Here is a 17224-nt window from a genome sequence, read left to right as displayed (position 1 = left end):
AAAAGAAAGGAGTGGAGCATGAATCTACATCAACCCTTGCATGTCTTGCCTGGTGTGGGACCAAAGTCAGCCGAGAAATACGCCAAACTAGGAATTGAAAACTTGCAAGACCTCTTGCTCTACTTTCCTTTCCGTTACGAAGACTTCAAAACCAAGCGGGTGCTGGAGCTGGAAGATGGCGAAAAGGCTGTCCTGTCTGGTCAAGTCGTGACACCTGCCAGTGTACAGTATTATGGTTTCAAGCGCAATCGCCTACGTTTTAGCCTTAAGCAGGGAGAGGTCGTTTTTGCGGTGAATTTCTTTAACCAGCCCTATCTAGCAGACAAGATAGAGTTGGGAGCAACCCTTGCTGTTTTTGGCAAATGGGATCGGGCTAAGGCCAGTCTGACTGGGATGAAGGTTCTGGCTCAGGTGGAAGATGACCTCCAGCCTGTCTATCGTCTGGCTCAAGGAATCAGTCAGGCTAGTTTGGTCAAGGTCATTAAGACAGCTTTTGATCAGGGACTGGACCTCTTGATTGAGGAAAATCTTCCCCAGTCTTTGCTGGACAAATACAAACTCATGTCCCGCTGTCAGGCAGTTCGTGCCATGCATTTTCCTAAGGATTTGGCAGAATACAAGCAGGCCCTTCGCCGTATCAAGTTTGAAGAACTCTTTTATTTTCAAATGCAATTGCAGACTCTTAAGTCTGAAAATAGAGTTCAGGGCAGCGGTTTGGTTCTGAATTGGTCTCAGGAAAAGGTGACAGCTGCTAAAGAAAATCTTCCTTTTGTCCTGACCCCAGCTCAGGAAAAGAGTTTGCAGGAAATTTTGGCCGACATGAAATCCGATCACCACATGAATCGACTCTTACAAGGAGATGTGGGAAGCGGAAAAACAGTAGTAGCTGGCTTGGCTATGTTTGCGGCAGTGACGGCTGGGCACCAGTCTGCTCTCATGGTACCGACAGAAATCCTAGCAGAGCAACACTTTGAAAGTCTACAGAGTCTCTTTCCAGACTTGAAACTCTCTCTCTTGACAGGATCCTTGAAAGCTGCAGAAAAAAGAGAAGTCTTGGAGACCATAGCAAAGGGTGAGGCCGACTTTATCATTGGAACCCATGCTCTGATTCAGGATGGAGTGGATTATGCTCGTCTTGGTTTGATTATCATTGATGAGCAGCACCGTTTTGGTGTGGGGCAAAGGCGTATTTTACGGGAAAAAGGGGACAACCCAGATGTCCTCATGATGACGGCGACTCCCATTCCACGAACTTTGGCCATCACAGCCTTTGGGGATATGGATGTTTCCATTATCGACCAGATGCCTGCGGGTCGGAAACCCATTGTAACGCGTTGGATCAAGCATGAGCAATTACCTCAGGTGCTGACTTGGTTAGAGGGGGAAATCCAAAAAGGTTCTCAAGCCTATGTCATCTCTCCCTTGATTGAAGAATCAGAAGCTCTGGATCTGAAAAATGCCATTGCCTTATCAGAGGAGTTGACAGCTCATTTTGCAGGTAAGGCCGAAGTGGCTCTCCTACATGGTAAGATGAAGAGTGACGATAAAGACCAGATCATGCAGGATTTCAAAGAGCGGAAAACAGATATTCTAGTATCTACAACCGTTATCGAGGTTGGGGTTAATGTTCCTAGTGCGACCGTCATGATCATCATGGATGCCGATCGGTTCGGTCTCAGCCAGCTTCACCAGCTCAGAGGTCGTGTCGGTCGGGGAGACAAGCAGTCCTATGCTGTTCTCGTCGCCAATCCTAAGACCGAGTCAGGGAAAGACCGCATGCGCATCATGACAGAAACCACCAATGGATTTGTCCTTGCTGAGGAAGATTTGAAAATGCGCGGTTCGGGTGAGATTTTTGGAACTAGACAGTCAGGTCTTCCAGAGTTCCAAGTGGCTGATATCATTGAAGATTTTCCGATTTTAGAAGAAGCCAGAAAGGTTGCCAGCTACATCAGTTCGATAGAAGCTTGGCAAGAGGATCCAGAATGGCGCATGATTGCTCTCCATCTAGAAAAGAGAGAACATCTGGATTAAGCCTTTTCTAAGAAATCTATAAGCTAGCTTTTAGATTTAGGTCTTATACTAGAGTCATCAAAAAGAAACGAGGACTCTCATATGACTATTAAAGTAACCTACCAAAAGAAATTTCAAACCGTCAAACTAGAGAAAGGAGCTAGCACCTATTGATTAACAAAGAGCGGGAACGCTCTTTTTGTTTTAAAACTACTTTCAGACGATAGGTTTGAGGGAGGAGAATTTAAAATCTCTATCTATTTATACTCAATGAAAATCAAAGAGCAAACTAGGAAGCTAGCCGCAGGTTGCTCAAAGCACTGCTTTGAGGTTGTAGATAAGACTGACGAAGTCAGTTACATATATAATCCAAGGCGAAGCTGACGTGGTTTGAATTTGATTTTCGAAGAGTATTACCCTTCTTTCTTGCATTGCTTTCCCAGATATGCTACAGTTATGATAGCGATTACAAATTAAAAGGAGCATACTATGAAAAATCCAGCTTTGCTAGAAGAAATCAAGACTTATAAAGGAAGAGATGAGGTTCCAGAAGACTTTGATGCTTTTTGGGATGAAGAGGTCAAAAAAGTTTCCTCTCTTCCTGCCTATCAGTTGGAGGAAAGAGATTTCCATATTCCTCAAGTCAAGTGCTATGAGCTAACCTTTGAGGGAACTAATGAAGGAAAGGTCTATGCACGCATCGTCCTTCCAAAGACTGAGGAGAAGGTTCCGCTAATCTTCCATTTCCATGGATACATGGGACGTGGTTGGGATTGGGCTGACATGCTGGCTTATACTGTGGCTGGTTATGGTGTTGTTTCTATGGATGTTCGAGGCCAGTCGGGTTATTCGCAAGATGGCTTGCGCTCTCCACTAGGAAATACAGTTAAGGGACATATCATCCGTGGTGCTGTTGAAGGTCGAGACCAGCTCTTTTATAAGGAAGTCTATCTGGATATTTACCAGTTGATTGAAATTGTTGCTAGTCTGCCTCAGGTAGATGAGGAAAGACTTTCTAGCTATGGTGCCTCACAAGGAGGGGCTTTAGCCCTGGTTGCAGCAGCGCTCAATCCTCGGATTCAGCGAATAGTTGCCATCTATCCCTTCTTGTCTGACTTTAGACGGGTGCTTGAGATTGGCAATACTAGTGAAGCCTATGACGAACTCTTCCGTTATTTCAAGTTTCACGATCCCTTCCATGAAACAGAGGAGGAAATCATGGCGACCCTTGCCTATATCGATGTGAAGAATCTTGCCCATCGTATCAAAGGAGAGGTCAGGATGATTACGGGCTTGGATGATGATGTTTGCTATCCCATTACCCAGTTTGCGATTTACAACCGTCTGACCTGCGATAAGGCCTATCGCATCATGCCTGAGTATGCCCACGAAGCCATGAATGTCTTTGTCAATGACCAAGTCTACAATTGGCTCTGTGGCAGTGAGATTCCTTTTTCCTATGTAAAATAATAACTTTGAGAGGGCACTAGCTCTCTTTTTTTATATCGAAATCCCTGAAAGTACTTTTTGTAAATTTAAAATATTAAATTATTCTTGAAAGTAAAATCTATTCTATATCAATTTAGCTATAAAGTTCAAAGTTTATTGTATAATGAGGGAAAGGTATTATGCGAAAGGAGGAAACTTTCTGCTGCTTGCTTAGAGAGTAAGAGCAGTGGACGTTTGAAGAATGGGAGGTCTCATTCAGTCGGTTACTTTCTTTTTCCTTGTTTAGTTGGAGGAACTAAAAATTTTAAGAAAAAAAGAAAGCGCTTTATTTACAGAGAATATGAAAGGTTAAAAAATGAAGTATAGGGATTTTGATCGAAAACGACGATATGGCATTAGAAAATTTGCAGTTGGAACAGCTTCTGTACTAATTGGTACAGTTGTATTTGGAGTTTCGCCAGTTTTAGCCCAAGAACAGGGAAATGTAGTAGCGCCAAGTACTGAAAATGTGGAAAAAGGCAAAGACCAATCATCAGAAGAGGTGCCCAAAGAAGCTGTAGTAGCAAATGCATCTGATGCTGATAAGAATGTAGTTGGGACTGAACTTGATCAAGATAAGCTCAAGAAGCAGGTAGAAGAAAAGACAGAAAATGCAACGGAAACAACGTTAAAAGAAGAGGAAAAATCAACAGATTCGAATGCTATTCCTCGTGATTATTATTCAAGGGATTTGCAAAATGCCAATCCTGTCCTAGAAAAAGAAGATGTTGAAACCAATGCGTCAAATAGTCAGAGAGTTGATTTATCAAATGAATTAGAAAAACTAAAGAAACTTGAAAACGCAACTGTTCACATGGAGTTTAAGCCCGATGCCAAAGCTCCAGCATTCTATAATCTCTTTTCTGTGTCGAGTGCTACCAAAAAAGATGAGTACTTCACTATGGCAGTCTACAATCAAGTAGCTTTGGTTGAAGGGCGCGGTGCCAAAGGGGAACAGTTCTATGATAAATATACGGATGCTCCTTTACAAGTACGTCCTGGTCAGTGGAATTCAGTGACTTTCACAGTTGAAAAACCGACAGCAGAACTACCTAAAGGCCGAGTGCGCCTCTACGTGAACGGGGTATTATCTCGAACAAGTCTGAAATCTGGTCATTTCATCAAAGATATGCCAGATGTAACGCATGCTCAAATCGGAGCAACCAAGCGTGCCAGCAATACAGTTTGGGGAAGCAATCTACAAGTTCGAAATCTAACCGTCTATGATCGTGCCTTAAGCCCAGAAGAGGTTCAGACGAGAAGTCAACTATTTGAAAGAGGTGATTTGGAGAAGAAACTTCCAGAAGGTGCGAAAATCTCAGAGAAAGAAGACGTCTTTGAAGGCGGAATGAACAATAAACCAAACAAAGATGGTATCAAGAGTTATCGTATTCCAGCTCTTCTCAAGACAGATAAAGGAACTTTGATTGCAGGTGCAGATGAACGCCGTCTCCATTCGAGTGACTGGGGTGATATCGGTATGGTCATCAGACGTAGTGAAGACAATGGTAAAACTTGGGGAGACCGAGTAACCATTACCAACTTACGTGACAATCCAAAGGCTTCTGACCCATCGATCGGTTCACCAGTGAATATCGATATGACCTTGACTCAAGATCCTGAAACCAAACGCATCTTTGCCATTTATGACATGTTCCCAGAAGGGAAGGGAATCTTTGGAATGTCTTCGCAAAAAGAAGAAGCCTACAAAGAAATCGATGGAAAAACCTATCAAATCCTCTACCGTGAAGGAGAAAAGGGAGCTTATACCATTCGAGAAAATGGTACCGTATACACTCCAGATGGCAAGGCGACAGACTACCGTGTTGTTGTAGATCCTGTTAAACCATCCTATAGCGATAAAGGTGATCTATACAAGGGGAACCAGCTACTAGGCAATATCTACTTCACAACAAACAAAACTTCTCCATTTAGGATTGCCAAGGATAGCTATCTATGGATGTCCTACAGTGATGACGACGGGAAGACTTGGTCAGCGCCTCAAGATATTACTCCGATGGTCAAAGCCGATTGGATGAAATTCTTAGGTGTAGGTCCTGGAGTGGGGATTACCCTTCGTACTGGACCACATAAAGGTCGGATTGTCGTTCCTGTCTATACGACTAACCGTACCAACCACCTCAATGGTTCCCAATCATCTCGAATCATCTACTCTGACGACCATGGTAAAACATGGCATATGGGTGGTGGTGTCAATGATAATCGTAAACTTTATGATGGCACAGTGGTTGATTCAAGTACCATGAACAATTATTATGCTCAAAATACCGAGGCTTCAGTTGTTCAGTTAAACAATGGGGATCTCAAACTCTTTATGCGTGGATTGACAGGAGATCTACAGGTTGCAACGAGTCATGATGGTGGTCTAACTTGGGATAATAACGTTGATCGCTACGATGTACCAGATGTTTATGTTCAAATGGCTGCGACTCATACGGTTCAAAATGGTAAAGAGTATATTCTCTTGGCAAATGCGAATGGTCCAGGTCGTAAAAATGGCTATATTCGAGTGGCACGTGTAGAAAAAGATGGCCAGTTAACTTGGTTACACCACCATTTGATTCAAAAAGGCGAGTATGCGTATAACTCACTTCAACAAATTGGGCCAGATGAATTTGGACTTTTATATGAGCACCATGCGCCTGGAGGTGTTCCATATACACTTTCCTTCAAGAAATTCAACTGGGATTTCTTGACCAAGGATTGGATTTCTCCTAAAGAAGCAAAAGTGAAATACGCGATTGAAAAATGGCCAGGTATTCTTGCGATGGAGTTTGATTCGGAAGTATTGGTCAACAAGGCTCCAACCCTTCAATTGGCAAATGGTAAAACAGCACGCTTCATGACCCAGTATGATACGAAAACCCTCCTATTTACAGTGGATTCAGAAGATATGGGACAAAAAGTTACAGGTCTGGCAGAAGGTGCAATTGAAAGTATGCATAATTTACCAGTCTCTGTGGAGGGCACTAAGCTCTCGAATGGAATGAATGGAAGTGAAGCTGCTGTTCATGAAGTGCCAGAATATACAGGCCCATTGGGGACATCCGGCGAAGAGCCAGCTCCGACAGTTGAAAAGCCAGAATTTACAGGCGGAGTTAATGCCGTTGAGGCAGCAGTTCATGAAGTACCAGAGTACACAGGCCCACTAGGTACAGCGGGCGAAGAGGCAGCCCCAACAGTTGAGAAGCCAGAATTTGCAGGCGGAGTTAATGCCGTTGAGGCCGCAGTTCATGAAGTACCAGAGTACACAGGCCCACTAGGTACAGCGGGTGAAGAGGCAGCCCCAACAGTTGAGAAGCCAGAATTTACAGGCGGTGTGAATGCTGTCGAAGCAACTGTCCATGAAGTCCCTGAGTACAAAGGTGGTGTGAATGCAGCCAATGCAGCTGTACATGAACTCGCAGAATACAAGGGAGCTAATTCGCTTGTGACTCTTGCTACAGAAGATTATACTTACAAAGCTCCTCTTGCTCAGCAGACACTTCCTGATACGGGTAACAAGGAGAGTGGACTCCTTGCCTCACTAGGACTAACAGCTTTCTTCCTTGGTTTGTTTACAATGGGGAAAAAGAGAGAAGAATAAGAGAATAATTTTAATCATTTGGCTTTGTAAAAATAGAAGGAGATAGTAGGTTTTTCAGCCTGCTATCTTTTTCTTTCGACTCAAGGTGTACTAATAAGAAATTCTAAGAAGTCTGAAACTACTTTCAGGATAGTCTGTTCTATAAAATAGTTTTGAAACTGAAATCTATTCCACCACAAAGTATTGAAAGCGCTTAACAAATGATATATAATAAGCCCATAAGAACAAGAAAGGGAGGAAAGAGGATGCCACAGATCAGCAAAGAAGCCTTGATTGAACAAATCAAAGATGGAATCATTGTCTCTTGCCAGGCACTTCCTCACGAACCGCTTTATACAGAAGCGGGAGGGGTTATCCCCTTGCTAGTCAAAGCGGCTGAGCAAGGTGGAGCAGTCGGTATCCGAGCAAACAGTGTTCGTGATATCAGGGAGATCAAGGAGGTTACGAAACTCCCGATTATCGGGATTATCAAACGTGACTATCCGCCACAGGAGCCATTCATTACAGCTACGATGAAAGAGGTTGATGAATTGGCTGAACTAGATATTGAGGTTATTGCTCTGGATTGTACCAAACGTGAACGTTACGACGGTTTGGAAATTCAGGACTTCATCCGACAAGTCAAAGAAAAGTATCCACATCAACTCTTAATGGCTGATACTAGCACTTTTGAAGAAGGAATAGCAGCGGTTGAAGCAGGGATTGATTTTGTTGGAACAACCCTATCAGGTTACACTTCTTATAGTCCAAAAGTAGATGGTCCAGACTTTGAACTAATCAAAAAACTTTGTGAAGCAGGGGTGGATGTCATCGCTGAAGGGAAAATTCATACGCCAGAACAAGCCAAGCAAATCCTTGAATATGGGGTGCGAGGCATCGTTGTTGGTGGAGCTATTACTAGACCAAAAGAGATTACGGAACGCTTTGTTGCCGGTCTTAAATAACACAATCTCAAAAACAGAGGAGAGTGGTCGATGCGTCGGATGAAATGAAAACGTATACAAATAGAAGCTTACTCACTATCCAATATGGACACGCTTATCAATTAGGAGAATACAAATGAAATTTAGAAAACTAGCTTGTACAGTACTTGCAGGTGCTGCGATTCTTGGCCTTGCTGCTTGTGGTAACTCTGGTGGAAGTAAAGATGCTGGAAAAACAGGAAGCGATAGCGGAAAAACAGAAATCACTTGGTGGGCATTCCCAGTCTTCACACAAGAAAAAACTGGTGACGGTGTTGGAACTTATGAAAAATCAATCATCGAAGCTTTTGAAAAAGCAAATCCAGATGTAAAAGTGAAATTGGAAACCATCGACTTCAAGTCAGGTCCTGAAAAGATCACAACAGCTATCGAAGCTGGAACAGCACCAGACGTACTCTTTGACGCACCAGGACGTATCATTCAATACGGTAAAAATGGTAAATTGGCTGAGTTGAACGACCTCTTCACAGACGAATTCGTCAAAGATGTAAACAACGAAAACATCGTACAAGCAAGTAAGGCCGGTGACAAAGCTTACATGTATCCAATCAGTTCAGCTCCATTCTACATGGCCATGAACAAGAAAATGTTGGAAGATGCAGGAGTTGCAAACCTTGTAAAAGAAGGTTGGACAACTGATGACTTTGAAAAAGTTTTGAAAGCGCTTAAAGATAAAGGCTACACTCCAGGTTCATTGTTCAGTTCTGGTCAAGGGGGAGACCAAGGAACACGTGCCTTCATTGCAAACCTTTACGGCGGTTCTGTAACAGATGAAAAAGTAACTAAATATACAACTGACGATCCTAAATTCGTCAAAGGTCTTGAAAAAGCTGCTAGCTGGATCAAAGACGGTTTGTTGAACAATGGGTCACAATTTGACGGTGGGGCAGACATCCAAAACTTTGCCAACGGTCAAACATCATACACAATCCTTTGGGCACCAGCTCAAAACGGTATCCAAGCGAAACTCTTGGAAGCAAGTAAGGTAGACGTAGTAGAAGTACCATTCCCATCAGACTCTGGTAAACCATCTCTTGAATACCTTGTAAACGGATTTGCAGTATTTAACAACAAAGACGATAAGAAAATCGCAGCTGCTAAGAAATTCGTTCAATTCATCGCAGATGACAAAGAATGGGGTCCTAAAGACGTAGTTCGTACAGGTGCCTTCCCAGTTCGTACTTCATTTGGCAAACTTTATGAAGACAAACGTATGGAAACAATCAGTGGCTGGACTAAATACTACTCACCATACTACAACACTATCAACGGATTTGCTGAAATGAGAACACTTTGGTTCCCAATGTTGCAATCTGTATCAAATGGTGACGAAAAACCAGCGGATGCTTTGAAAGCCTTCACTGAAAAAGCTAACGAAACAATCAAAAAAGCTACAAAACAATAAGCACTAAGTCAGATTGATTCCCCCCTTTTCCCTGTGCACTATGGTGTAAGAAAAGGGGGACTTTTGTTTGAAATGGTAGGAACTGTCACGAAATTAAAATGAAGTTCTTACATAAGCGAATCTTAAAAAATTTCATTTTGGTTTTAAAACAGTTCAAGAAAATCAAAAACTATTCTATTTGAAAGAGAGGTGCCGACTGTGAAAGTCAATAAAATTCGTATGCGGGAAACAGTGATTTCCTACGCTTTCCTAGCACCAGTGTTATTCTTCTTTGTCATCTTTGTCCTGGCTCCTATGATTATGGGATTCATTACAAGTTTCTTTAACTACTCCATGACTAAATTTGAGTTTGTGGGCTTGGACAACTACATTCGCATGTTTAAAGACCCTGTCTTTACTAAGTCTTTGATTAATACCGTTATTCTGGTTATTGGATCTGTTCCGATTGTGGTTCTCTTCTCGCTCTTTGTAGCATCTCAAACCTATCATCAAAATGCGATTGCCCGTTCTTTCTATCGTTTCGTCTTTTTCCTTCCTGTGGTTACAGGTAGTGTTGCCGTAACGGTTGTATGGAAATGGATCTATGACCCCCTATCAGGAATTCTAAACTTTGTCCTTAAGTCAAGCCACATCATCAGCCAAAACATTTCTTGGCTGGGTGACAAAAACTGGGCTTTGCTAGCGATTATGATTATCCTTTTGACAACATCTGTTGGTCAACCGATTATCCTTTATATCGCTGCCATGGGAAATATTGACAACTCACTTGTTGAAGCAGCGCGTGTTGACGGTGCGACTGAGTTTCAAGTGTTCTGGAAGATCAAATGGCCTAGCCTTCTTCCAACAACTCTTTACATCGCGATCATCACAACCATCAACTCATTCCAATGTTTCGCTTTGATTCAGCTCTTGACTTCTGGTGGTCCAAACTACTCAACAAGTACCTTGATGTACTACCTTTACGAAAAAGCCTTCCAATTGACAGAATACGGCTATGCAAATACCATCGGTGTCTTCTTGGCAGTGATGATTGCCATTGTCAGCTTTGCTCAATTCAAGATCCTCGGAAACGACGTAGAATACTAAAGAAAGGAGACAGTTATGCAACCTACACAAAAGAAACCTTTAACAGCTTTCACTGTTATTTCAACGATTATCTTGCTCTTGTTGACCGTACTGTTCATCTTTCCATTCTACTGGATCTTGACAGGGGCCTTCAAATCACAGCCTGATACCATTATGATTCCGCCACAGTGGTTCCCTAAAATGCCAACCATGGAGAACTTCCAACAACTCATGGTGCAAAACCCTGCTATGCAGTGGATGTGGAACTCTGTATTTATCTCGCTAGTAACCATGTTCCTAGTGTGTGCAACCTCTTCTCTAGCAGGTTATGTCTTGGCTAAAAAACGTTTCTATGGTCAACGCATCCTCTTTGCAGTCTTTATCGCTGCCATGGCTCTTCCAAAACAGGTTGTCCTTGTACCATTGGTACGTATCGTCAACTTCATGGGAATTCACGATACTCTTTGGGCGGTTATCTTGCCTTTGATTGGATGGCCATTTGGGGTCTTCCTCATGAAACAATTCAGCGAAAACATCCCAACAGAATTGCTTGAATCAGCTAAAATCGACGGTTGTGGTGAGATTCGTACCTTCTGGAGCGTAGCCTTCCCTATTGTGAAGCCAGGATTTGCAGCTCTTGCGATCTTTACCTTCATCAATACTTGGAATGACTACTTCATGCAGTTGGTAATGTTGACTTCACGTCAGAACTTGACTATCTCACTCGGGGTTGCGACCATGCAAGCCGAAATGGCAACCAACTATGGTTTAATTATGGCGGGTGCCGCTCTTGCAGCTGTTCCAATCGTAACCGTCTTCCTTGTCTTCCAAAAATCCTTTACTCAAGGGATTACTATGGGAGCGGTTAAGGGATAATACTCTGCGAAAATCGAGTTCAAACAAGGTCAGCATCACCTTTCCATACTTAAGTATTGCCTGCAGTTAGCTTCCTAGTTTGTTCTTCGATTTTCATTGAGTATAAGAGAATACAGAGTTATAAGTGTCTACAAAATGGAGAGTATACAGTTACTTCGTGAAGTTTTGTCAGACACTTATAAACTTAATTTACGATTTTAGTTAACTATCAGAAACGAAGGAAACAGTATGATTTTTGACGATTTGAAAAACATCGCCTTTTACAAAGGAATCCATCCCAATCTAGACAAGGCTATCGACTATCTCTATCAGCACCGTAAGGATTCTTTCGAACTCGGTAAGTATGAGATTGACGGGGACAAGGTCTTTCTAGTTGTGCAGGAAAATGTCCTCAATCAAGCTGAAAATGATCAATTTGAGTACCATAAGAACTATGCAGACTTGCATTTGCTGGTAGAAGGACATGAATATTCGAGCTACGGTTCACGTATCAAAGACGAGGCGGTAGCATTCGATGAAGCGAGCGACATTGGTTTTGTCCATTGTCATGAACGCTACCCACTCTTGTTGGGTTATCACAATTTTGCGATTTTCTTCCCAGGAGAACCGCACCAGCCAAATGGCTATGCAGGTATGGAAGAGAAGGTTCGCAAATATCTCTTTAAAATTTTGATTGATTAAAAGAATCAGGAGGAGCAAACATGGCACAAAAAGGAGTAAGCCTTATCAAAGCAGCATTTGATACAGATAATTTTCTCATGCGTTTCAGTGAGAAGGTCTTGGATATCGTCACAGTCAATCTTCTTTTTGTCGTCTCTTGTTTGCCCATCGTGACGATTGGAGTGGCGAAAATCAGCCTCTATGAGACTATGTTCGAGATTAAGAGAAGCAGACGGGTACCAGTCTTTAGAACTTATATAAGGACCTTCAAGCAAAATCTGAAACTGGGACTTCAGTTGGGTCTGTTAGAGTTGGGCATTGTGTCATTAAGCTTTCTAGATCTCTATCTTTTCTGGGGACAGACAGCTTTGCCTTTCCAGATTGTGAAAGCTATTTGTTTGGGGATTCTCATCTTCCTCACTCTGGTGATGTTGGCTAGTTATCCCATCGCTGCCCGCTATGATCTGTCTTGGAAAGAAGTGCTGCAAAAAGGGCTTATCTTGGCAAGTTTTAACTTTCCATGGTTCTTCCTCATGTTAGCCATTCTCTTTCTCATTGTGATGATTCTTTATCTATCCGCCTTTACTCTCCTTTTGGGTGGGTCAGCTTTTATCCTCTTTGGTTTTGGTTTGCTAGTCTTTCTCCAAGCAGGTTTGATGGAGAAAATCTTCAACAAATACCAGTAGGATGGCTTGTTTCTGAAACTACTTTCAATCGTTACAGTTTCTAAAATACAAGTAGAAACTAAAATCTAAGTGTATACAAGATATTGAAAGCGATTTTCACAAGGTGTATACTAAACTTGTAAAAAATAGAACTGCTCTCAGCAGAAAAAAGAAATCTTAGGAGAAAATCTATGTCAGATTTGAAAAAATACGAAGGTGTCATTCCAGCCTTCTACGCATGTTATGATGATCAAGGTGAAGTCAGTCCAGAGCGTACGCGTGCCTTGGTTCAATACTTCATTGATAAGGGAGTTCAAGGTCTCTATGTCAATGGTTCTTCTGGTGAATGTATCTACCAAAGTGTAGAGGACCGCAAGTTGATTTTGGAAGAAGTCATGGCAGTTGCTAAAGGTAAATTGACCATTATCGCTCACGTAGCTTGCAACAATACTAAAGACAGTATGGAACTTGCTCGCCACGCAGAAAGCTTGGGTGTAGATGCCATTGCAACGATTCCACCTATTTACTTCCGCTTGCCTGAGTATTCAGTTGCCAAATACTGGAATGACATTAGTGCTGCAGCTCCAAACACAGACTACGTAATTTATAATATTCCTCAGTTAGCAGGTGTTGCTTTGACTCCAAGTCTCTACACTGAAATGTTGAAGAATCCTCGTATTATCGGTGTTAAGAACTCTTCTATGCCAGTTCAAGATATCCAAACCTTTGTCAGCCTTGGTGGAGAAGATCACATCGTATTCAATGGTCCAGATGAACAGTTCCTAGGTGGTCGCCTCATGGGTGCTAAGGCTGGTATCGGTGGTACTTATGGTGCGATGCCAGAACTCTTCTTGAAACTCAATGAGTTGATTGCTGAAAAAGACTTGGAAACAGCGCGTGAATTGCAATACGCTATCAACGCAATCATCGGCAAACTCACTGCTGCACATGGAAATATGTACGGTGTCATCAAAGAAGTCTTGAAAATCAATGAAGGACTTAACATTGGTTCAGTTCGTTCACCATTGACACCAGTGACTGAAGAAGATCGACCAGTTGTAGAAGCAGCAGCGCAATTGATTCGTGAAACCAAGGAGCGCTTCCTCTAATCCATAAGGAGGTATTTATGATACACTACGTTGCAATTGATATTGGTGGAACCAACATCAAATATGGTTTGATTGACCAAGAAGGCCAACTTGTTGAATCGCATGAAATGCCAACTGAGGCGCATAAGGGTGGTCCTCATATCTTACAAAAGACAAAAGATATCGTTTCCAGCTATTTAGAAAAAGGCCCAGTAGCAGGTGTTGCCATTTCTTCAGCGGGAATGGTCGATCCAGAAAAGGGTGAAATCTTCTATGCTGGTCCTCAGATTCCCAACTATGCTGGAACCCAGTTCAAGAAGGAAATTGAGACGAGTTTTGCGATTCCTTGCGAAATTGAAAATGATGTCAACTGCGCAGGTCTTGCTGAGGCAGTATCTGGTTCAGGAAAGGGAGCGAGTGTGACACTTTGCTTGACCATTGGAACAGGTATCGGTGGTTGCTTGATTATGGATGGGAAAGTCTTTCATGGATTTAGCAACTCAGCTTGCGAAGTCGGTTATATGCATATGCAGGATGGAGCTTTCCAAGACTTGGCTTCAACGACAGCTTTGGTAGAATATGTAGCAGCAGCTCATGGTGATCCAGTTGATCAGTGGAATGGCCGACGCATTTTCAAGGAAGCTACCGAAGGAAACAAGATCTGTATGGCTGGCATTGACCGCATGGTAGATTACCTTGGAAAAGGTCTGGCAAATATTTGCTACGTGGCCAATCCGGAAGTGGTCATTCTCGGTGGCGGTATCATGGGGCAAGAGGCTATTCTCAAACCAAAGATCCGCACAGCATTGAAGGTGGCCTTGGTGCCAAGCCTAGCTGAAAAAACACGATTAGAATTTGCCCATCACCAAAATACAGCAGGGATGTTGGGAGCCTATTATCATTTCAAAACAAAACAATCCTAGTTTGGAACTATAGAATTAAGAAAAACACTTAATCACTACTTGAGTGAAAAATGTTTTGCTTAATTCTTTTTTATTGAAAAATTTGAGCCAAAGCAGGTAATCGTGAGAAACTAGGAGAAAATAACCGCCTTGTATGAAAGGTTAAGGCGAGATGATGAGCTACAAGGCGAGAGCAATTCTATCAACCATTTAATTGATATTTAGCTTGAGTAAATGGGAAAATGTGGAAAAGTGATATAATGAGATGGACGAAAAAATTGACAAATTAGAAGTTGTAGCAGTGAGAAAAATGTAATGGGAGCACATCCAGCTTAAATAGAAATAGTATCAAATTACCAGGAGATTATCAGATGAACAATTATATAAAATGTAATCAAGATAGATGGAATAATGTCAAAAATGACTATACTGAGCCATTGACACATGAAGAATTAGAAGAAGTTAGAAAACATCCAATTGCTGTTGCCTTAACTGTTGGGAAAAAAGTTCCGGAAGAATGGTTTGAAAAAGCCAAGGGAAAAAAGATATTAGGGTTAGCTTGTGGTGGTGGCCAGCAGGGTCCAGTTTTTGCTATAAAAGGTTATGATGTCACCATCATGGATTTTTCTAAATCACAATTACAAAGAGATGAGATGGTGGCTAAAAGAGAAGGCTTAAAAATCAATACCGTTCAAGGCGATATGACAAAACCATTCCCATTTGAAGATGAAACCTTTGATATTGTTTTTAATCCGGTTTCAAATGTATATATAGAAGATTTAGAAAACATGTATAAAGAAGTTGCTCGCGTATTGAAAAAGGGTGGTCTGTTAATGGTTGGATTTATGAATCCTTGGATATACATGTATGATGCGGATATTGTATGGGACAAACCTGATGAGGAATTACTGTTAAAGTTTTCACTACCTTTTAATTCAAGAGAGCTTGAAAAGGAAGGCAAGATAACGATAAATCCAGAATATGGATATGAATTTAGCCATACCTTAGAAACTCAGATTAGAGGACAACTGAAGAATGGTCTCGTTATGATTGATTTTTATGAATCGTGTGATAAAAGACATCGATTATCACGTTATGGAAATGACTACATCGCTACACTCTGCATTAAACTATAATGTTATGGAACATACTTCAGGAGTATAGCCCGTTTGATTTTCTGTAAGGTTTAAAATCTAAATCTCAGTTTGTCGAAGTAAAACAAATAAAAAAAGATAGAGAGGAAGTAAAAGCAAATAGCCGATACTTCCTTTTTTGTTGTCAAAAATTCAAAAACGGAAAGGAGAATTTATGGAAGAATTGAAAAACATAGATAAAAAAGCATTGGTACAAAGAGAAAGATAGGAACGATTATCTATGAGCCTATTATCATTTCAAAATAAAACAATCCTAGTTTGGTTGGACCAAACTAGGATTTTCTAATGTGTTTTTGTCTACGATAGCCATTGAGTTTTTTATTTTCCCAATAGCTGTTAAAAATTTTTTCCTTGCTCTCACGATTGATTTCCAAAAAGTAGGCATAAATCAAATCTATAAAGAAAAGCATAGGAAGTTGAGCGGAAATACGCTGGATGTAAGATGATTGACTGTGACTAGCAACAAGAACAGTTTCGGTATAAGCCTGACTATTTTTGTTTGGAGCGCTGGTAAAGAGAATGGTCTTGGCGCCCATTTCCTTGGCATCCAACAAACTATCTAGTACGGATTGGGTAGTGCCTGAGAGGGAAAAACCAAGCACCAAACAATTTTCATCCATGATACTGGTTGTCCATGCAAAGCCATCCTGATCGGTCAAAGCTTCACAAACCACACCTAGACGCATAAAACGTAGTTTCATCTCACGGGCAATCAGACCGGAACTCCCTGTTCCAAAAAAGTAGACCCGTTCAGCATTTTCAATTAACTGAGCTACACGTTCAAGCTGCGCTTCATCAATCAAATCCTGTGTTTGTTCTCGTAGGTTGCTGTAGCTTCGAAGCACACGTTTGGTCAAAGGACTGTGTTTGTGTGAATGAGTGTCCTGTTTACTAGCCTGGTGCTGGTATTGAAAAACGAATTCTCGATAGCCAGTAAAGCCACATTTTTTTGCAAAACGAGTAAGGGCAGCTTGAGAAACATGAAGTTTTTGAGTAACCTGTTGAGATGATAAATCATCCACAATCGTATCTACCTGCAAGAAATAACGAGCGATTTCTTGCTCGAGCTCGGTTAATTCTTCAAAATGGAGATCAATTATAGTTGCGATGTCTGGCTTGTTCATAAGGCTCCTTTTTATGAGTCAAAGTCTTAAAAGTTGACGCTTTCCTAACTATTACTATCATTATATCATAGAAAATAGGATAACCAAATAAAAAGGCATTTTCAGTTAAAGGTCAAAAATTGCTTAGACTTTTCCAAGTCTTTCTTCGTAAAATATGGTACAATGAAAAGTACTGAACTTCACCTATTTACTCT

13 protein-coding genes and 1 pseudogene are annotated in these 17224 nt (G+C 41.5%); 13 read left to right on the top strand and 1 reads right to left on the bottom strand.

Annotation, left to right across the window (positions count from 1 at the left end; all coding sequences use genetic code 11):
• Window positions 1-18 precede the first annotated feature (18 nt).
• From recG to B7709_RS01865, 13 genes and pseudogenes are all read left to right on the top strand, one after another.
• Window positions 19-2034, top strand: a complete 2016-nt coding sequence (recG, locus tag B7709_RS01920; protein ID WP_084971223.1) for an ATP-dependent DNA helicase RecG — start codon at window positions 19-21, stop codon at window positions 2032-2034.
• Between the two features lie 468 nt (window positions 2035-2502).
• Window positions 2503-3483, top strand: a complete 981-nt coding sequence (locus B7709_RS01915; protein WP_084971221.1) for an acetylxylan esterase — start codon at window positions 2503-2505, stop codon at window positions 3481-3483.
• A gap of 334 nt (window positions 3484-3817) precedes the next feature.
• A complete protein-coding gene (locus B7709_RS01910; RefSeq protein WP_084971219.1) occupies window positions 3818-7108 on the top strand; it encodes an SIALI-17 repeat-containing surface protein in 3291 nt (1096 codons plus the stop codon).
• Window positions 7109-7353: 245 nt separating this feature from the next.
• Window positions 7354-8052, top strand: a complete 699-nt coding sequence (locus B7709_RS01905) for an N-acetylmannosamine-6-phosphate 2-epimerase (RefSeq protein ID WP_084971217.1) — start codon at window positions 7354-7356, stop codon at window positions 8050-8052.
• Between the two features lie 115 nt (window positions 8053-8167).
• Window positions 8168-9496, top strand: a complete 1329-nt coding sequence (locus tag B7709_RS01900) for an ABC transporter substrate-binding protein (RefSeq protein ID WP_084971215.1) — start codon at window positions 8168-8170, stop codon at window positions 9494-9496.
• A gap of 219 nt (window positions 9497-9715) precedes the next feature.
• Window positions 9716-10582 (top strand): carbohydrate ABC transporter permease, encoded by an 867-nt coding sequence (locus tag B7709_RS01895; RefSeq protein WP_162279145.1) that lies wholly within the window; start codon window positions 9716-9718, stop codon window positions 10580-10582.
• A gap of 15 nt (window positions 10583-10597) precedes the next feature.
• Window positions 10598-11437, top strand: coding sequence for a carbohydrate ABC transporter permease (locus B7709_RS01890; protein WP_001183243.1), 840 nt, complete (start codon window positions 10598-10600; stop codon window positions 11435-11437).
• A gap of 228 nt (window positions 11438-11665) precedes the next feature.
• Window positions 11666-12118 (top strand): NanQ anomerase/TabA/YiaL family protein, encoded by a 453-nt coding sequence (locus B7709_RS01885; protein ID WP_084971212.1) that lies wholly within the window; start codon window positions 11666-11668, stop codon window positions 12116-12118.
• Window positions 12119-12138: 20 nt separating this feature from the next.
• Window positions 12139-12783 carry a YesL family protein gene (locus B7709_RS01880; protein WP_084971210.1) on the top strand — a complete coding sequence of 215 codons (645 nt, stop codon included), beginning with the start codon at window positions 12139-12141 and terminating at the stop codon, window positions 12781-12783.
• 170 nt (window positions 12784-12953) lie between these two features.
• Window positions 12954-13871 (top strand): dihydrodipicolinate synthase family protein, encoded by a 918-nt coding sequence (locus B7709_RS01875; protein WP_084971207.1) that lies wholly within the window; start codon window positions 12954-12956, stop codon window positions 13869-13871.
• A 17-nt stretch (window positions 13872-13888) separates the two neighbouring features.
• Window positions 13889-14773 (top strand): ROK family protein, encoded by an 885-nt coding sequence (locus B7709_RS01870; protein ID WP_084971205.1) that lies wholly within the window; start codon window positions 13889-13891, stop codon window positions 14771-14773.
• A gap of 120 nt (window positions 14774-14893) precedes the next feature.
• Window positions 14894-14956: pseudogene (locus B7709_RS10375) on the top strand (recombinase family protein); the annotation flags it as partial.
• A gap of 167 nt (window positions 14957-15123) precedes the next feature.
• The gene (locus B7709_RS01865) at window positions 15124-15888 is read left to right on the top strand and encodes a class I SAM-dependent methyltransferase (protein ID WP_084971203.1); all 765 of its coding nucleotides are present in this window, start codon (window positions 15124-15126) and stop codon (window positions 15886-15888) included.
• Between the two features lie 290 nt (window positions 15889-16178).
• On the opposite strand, the gene B7709_RS01860 is transcribed toward B7709_RS01865, so the two are convergent.
• The gene (locus B7709_RS01860; protein WP_084971201.1) at window positions 16179-17030 is read right to left on the bottom strand and encodes a MurR/RpiR family transcriptional regulator; all 852 of its coding nucleotides are present in this window, start codon (window positions 17028-17030) and stop codon (window positions 16179-16181) included.
• Window positions 17031-17224: the final 194 nt, after the last annotated feature.

The organism is Streptococcus oralis subsp. dentisani (assembly GCF_002096335.1).
GTDB classification, from domain to species: domain Bacteria; phylum Bacillota; class Bacilli; order Lactobacillales; family Streptococcaceae; genus Streptococcus; species Streptococcus oralis_Z.
Note: the sequence above shows the minus strand (reverse complement) of the source record. Positions and strands in the feature narration are given on the sequence as shown.

Excerpts from the sequence above, each read along its gene's own strand:
- recG (WP_084971223.1), top strand. The coding sequence starts at position 19 with ATGAATCTACATCAACCCTTGCATGTCTTGCCTGGTGTGGGACCAAAG.
- B7709_RS01915 (WP_084971221.1), top strand. The coding sequence starts at position 2,503 with ATGAAAAATCCAGCTTTGCTAGAAGAAATCAAGACTTATAAAGGAAGA.
- B7709_RS01910 (WP_084971219.1), top strand. The coding sequence starts at position 3,818 with ATGAAGTATAGGGATTTTGATCGAAAACGACGATATGGCATTAGAAAA.
- B7709_RS01905 (WP_084971217.1), top strand. The coding sequence starts at position 7,354 with ATGCCACAGATCAGCAAAGAAGCCTTGATTGAACAAATCAAAGATGGA.
- B7709_RS01900 (WP_084971215.1), top strand. The coding sequence starts at position 8,168 with ATGAAATTTAGAAAACTAGCTTGTACAGTACTTGCAGGTGCTGCGATT.
- B7709_RS01895 (WP_162279145.1), top strand. The coding sequence starts at position 9,716 with ATGCGGGAAACAGTGATTTCCTACGCTTTCCTAGCACCAGTGTTATTC.
- B7709_RS01890 (WP_001183243.1), top strand. The coding sequence starts at position 10,598 with ATGCAACCTACACAAAAGAAACCTTTAACAGCTTTCACTGTTATTTCA.
- B7709_RS01885 (WP_084971212.1), top strand. The coding sequence starts at position 11,666 with ATGATTTTTGACGATTTGAAAAACATCGCCTTTTACAAAGGAATCCAT.
- B7709_RS01880 (WP_084971210.1), top strand. The coding sequence starts at position 12,139 with ATGGCACAAAAAGGAGTAAGCCTTATCAAAGCAGCATTTGATACAGAT.
- B7709_RS01875 (WP_084971207.1), top strand. The coding sequence starts at position 12,954 with ATGTCAGATTTGAAAAAATACGAAGGTGTCATTCCAGCCTTCTACGCA.
- B7709_RS01870 (WP_084971205.1), top strand. The coding sequence starts at position 13,889 with ATGATACACTACGTTGCAATTGATATTGGTGGAACCAACATCAAATAT.
- B7709_RS01865 (WP_084971203.1), top strand. The coding sequence starts at position 15,124 with ATGAACAATTATATAAAATGTAATCAAGATAGATGGAATAATGTCAAA.
- B7709_RS01860 (WP_084971201.1), bottom strand. The coding sequence starts at position 17,030 with ATGAACAAGCCAGACATCGCAACTATAATTGATCTCCATTTTGAAGAA.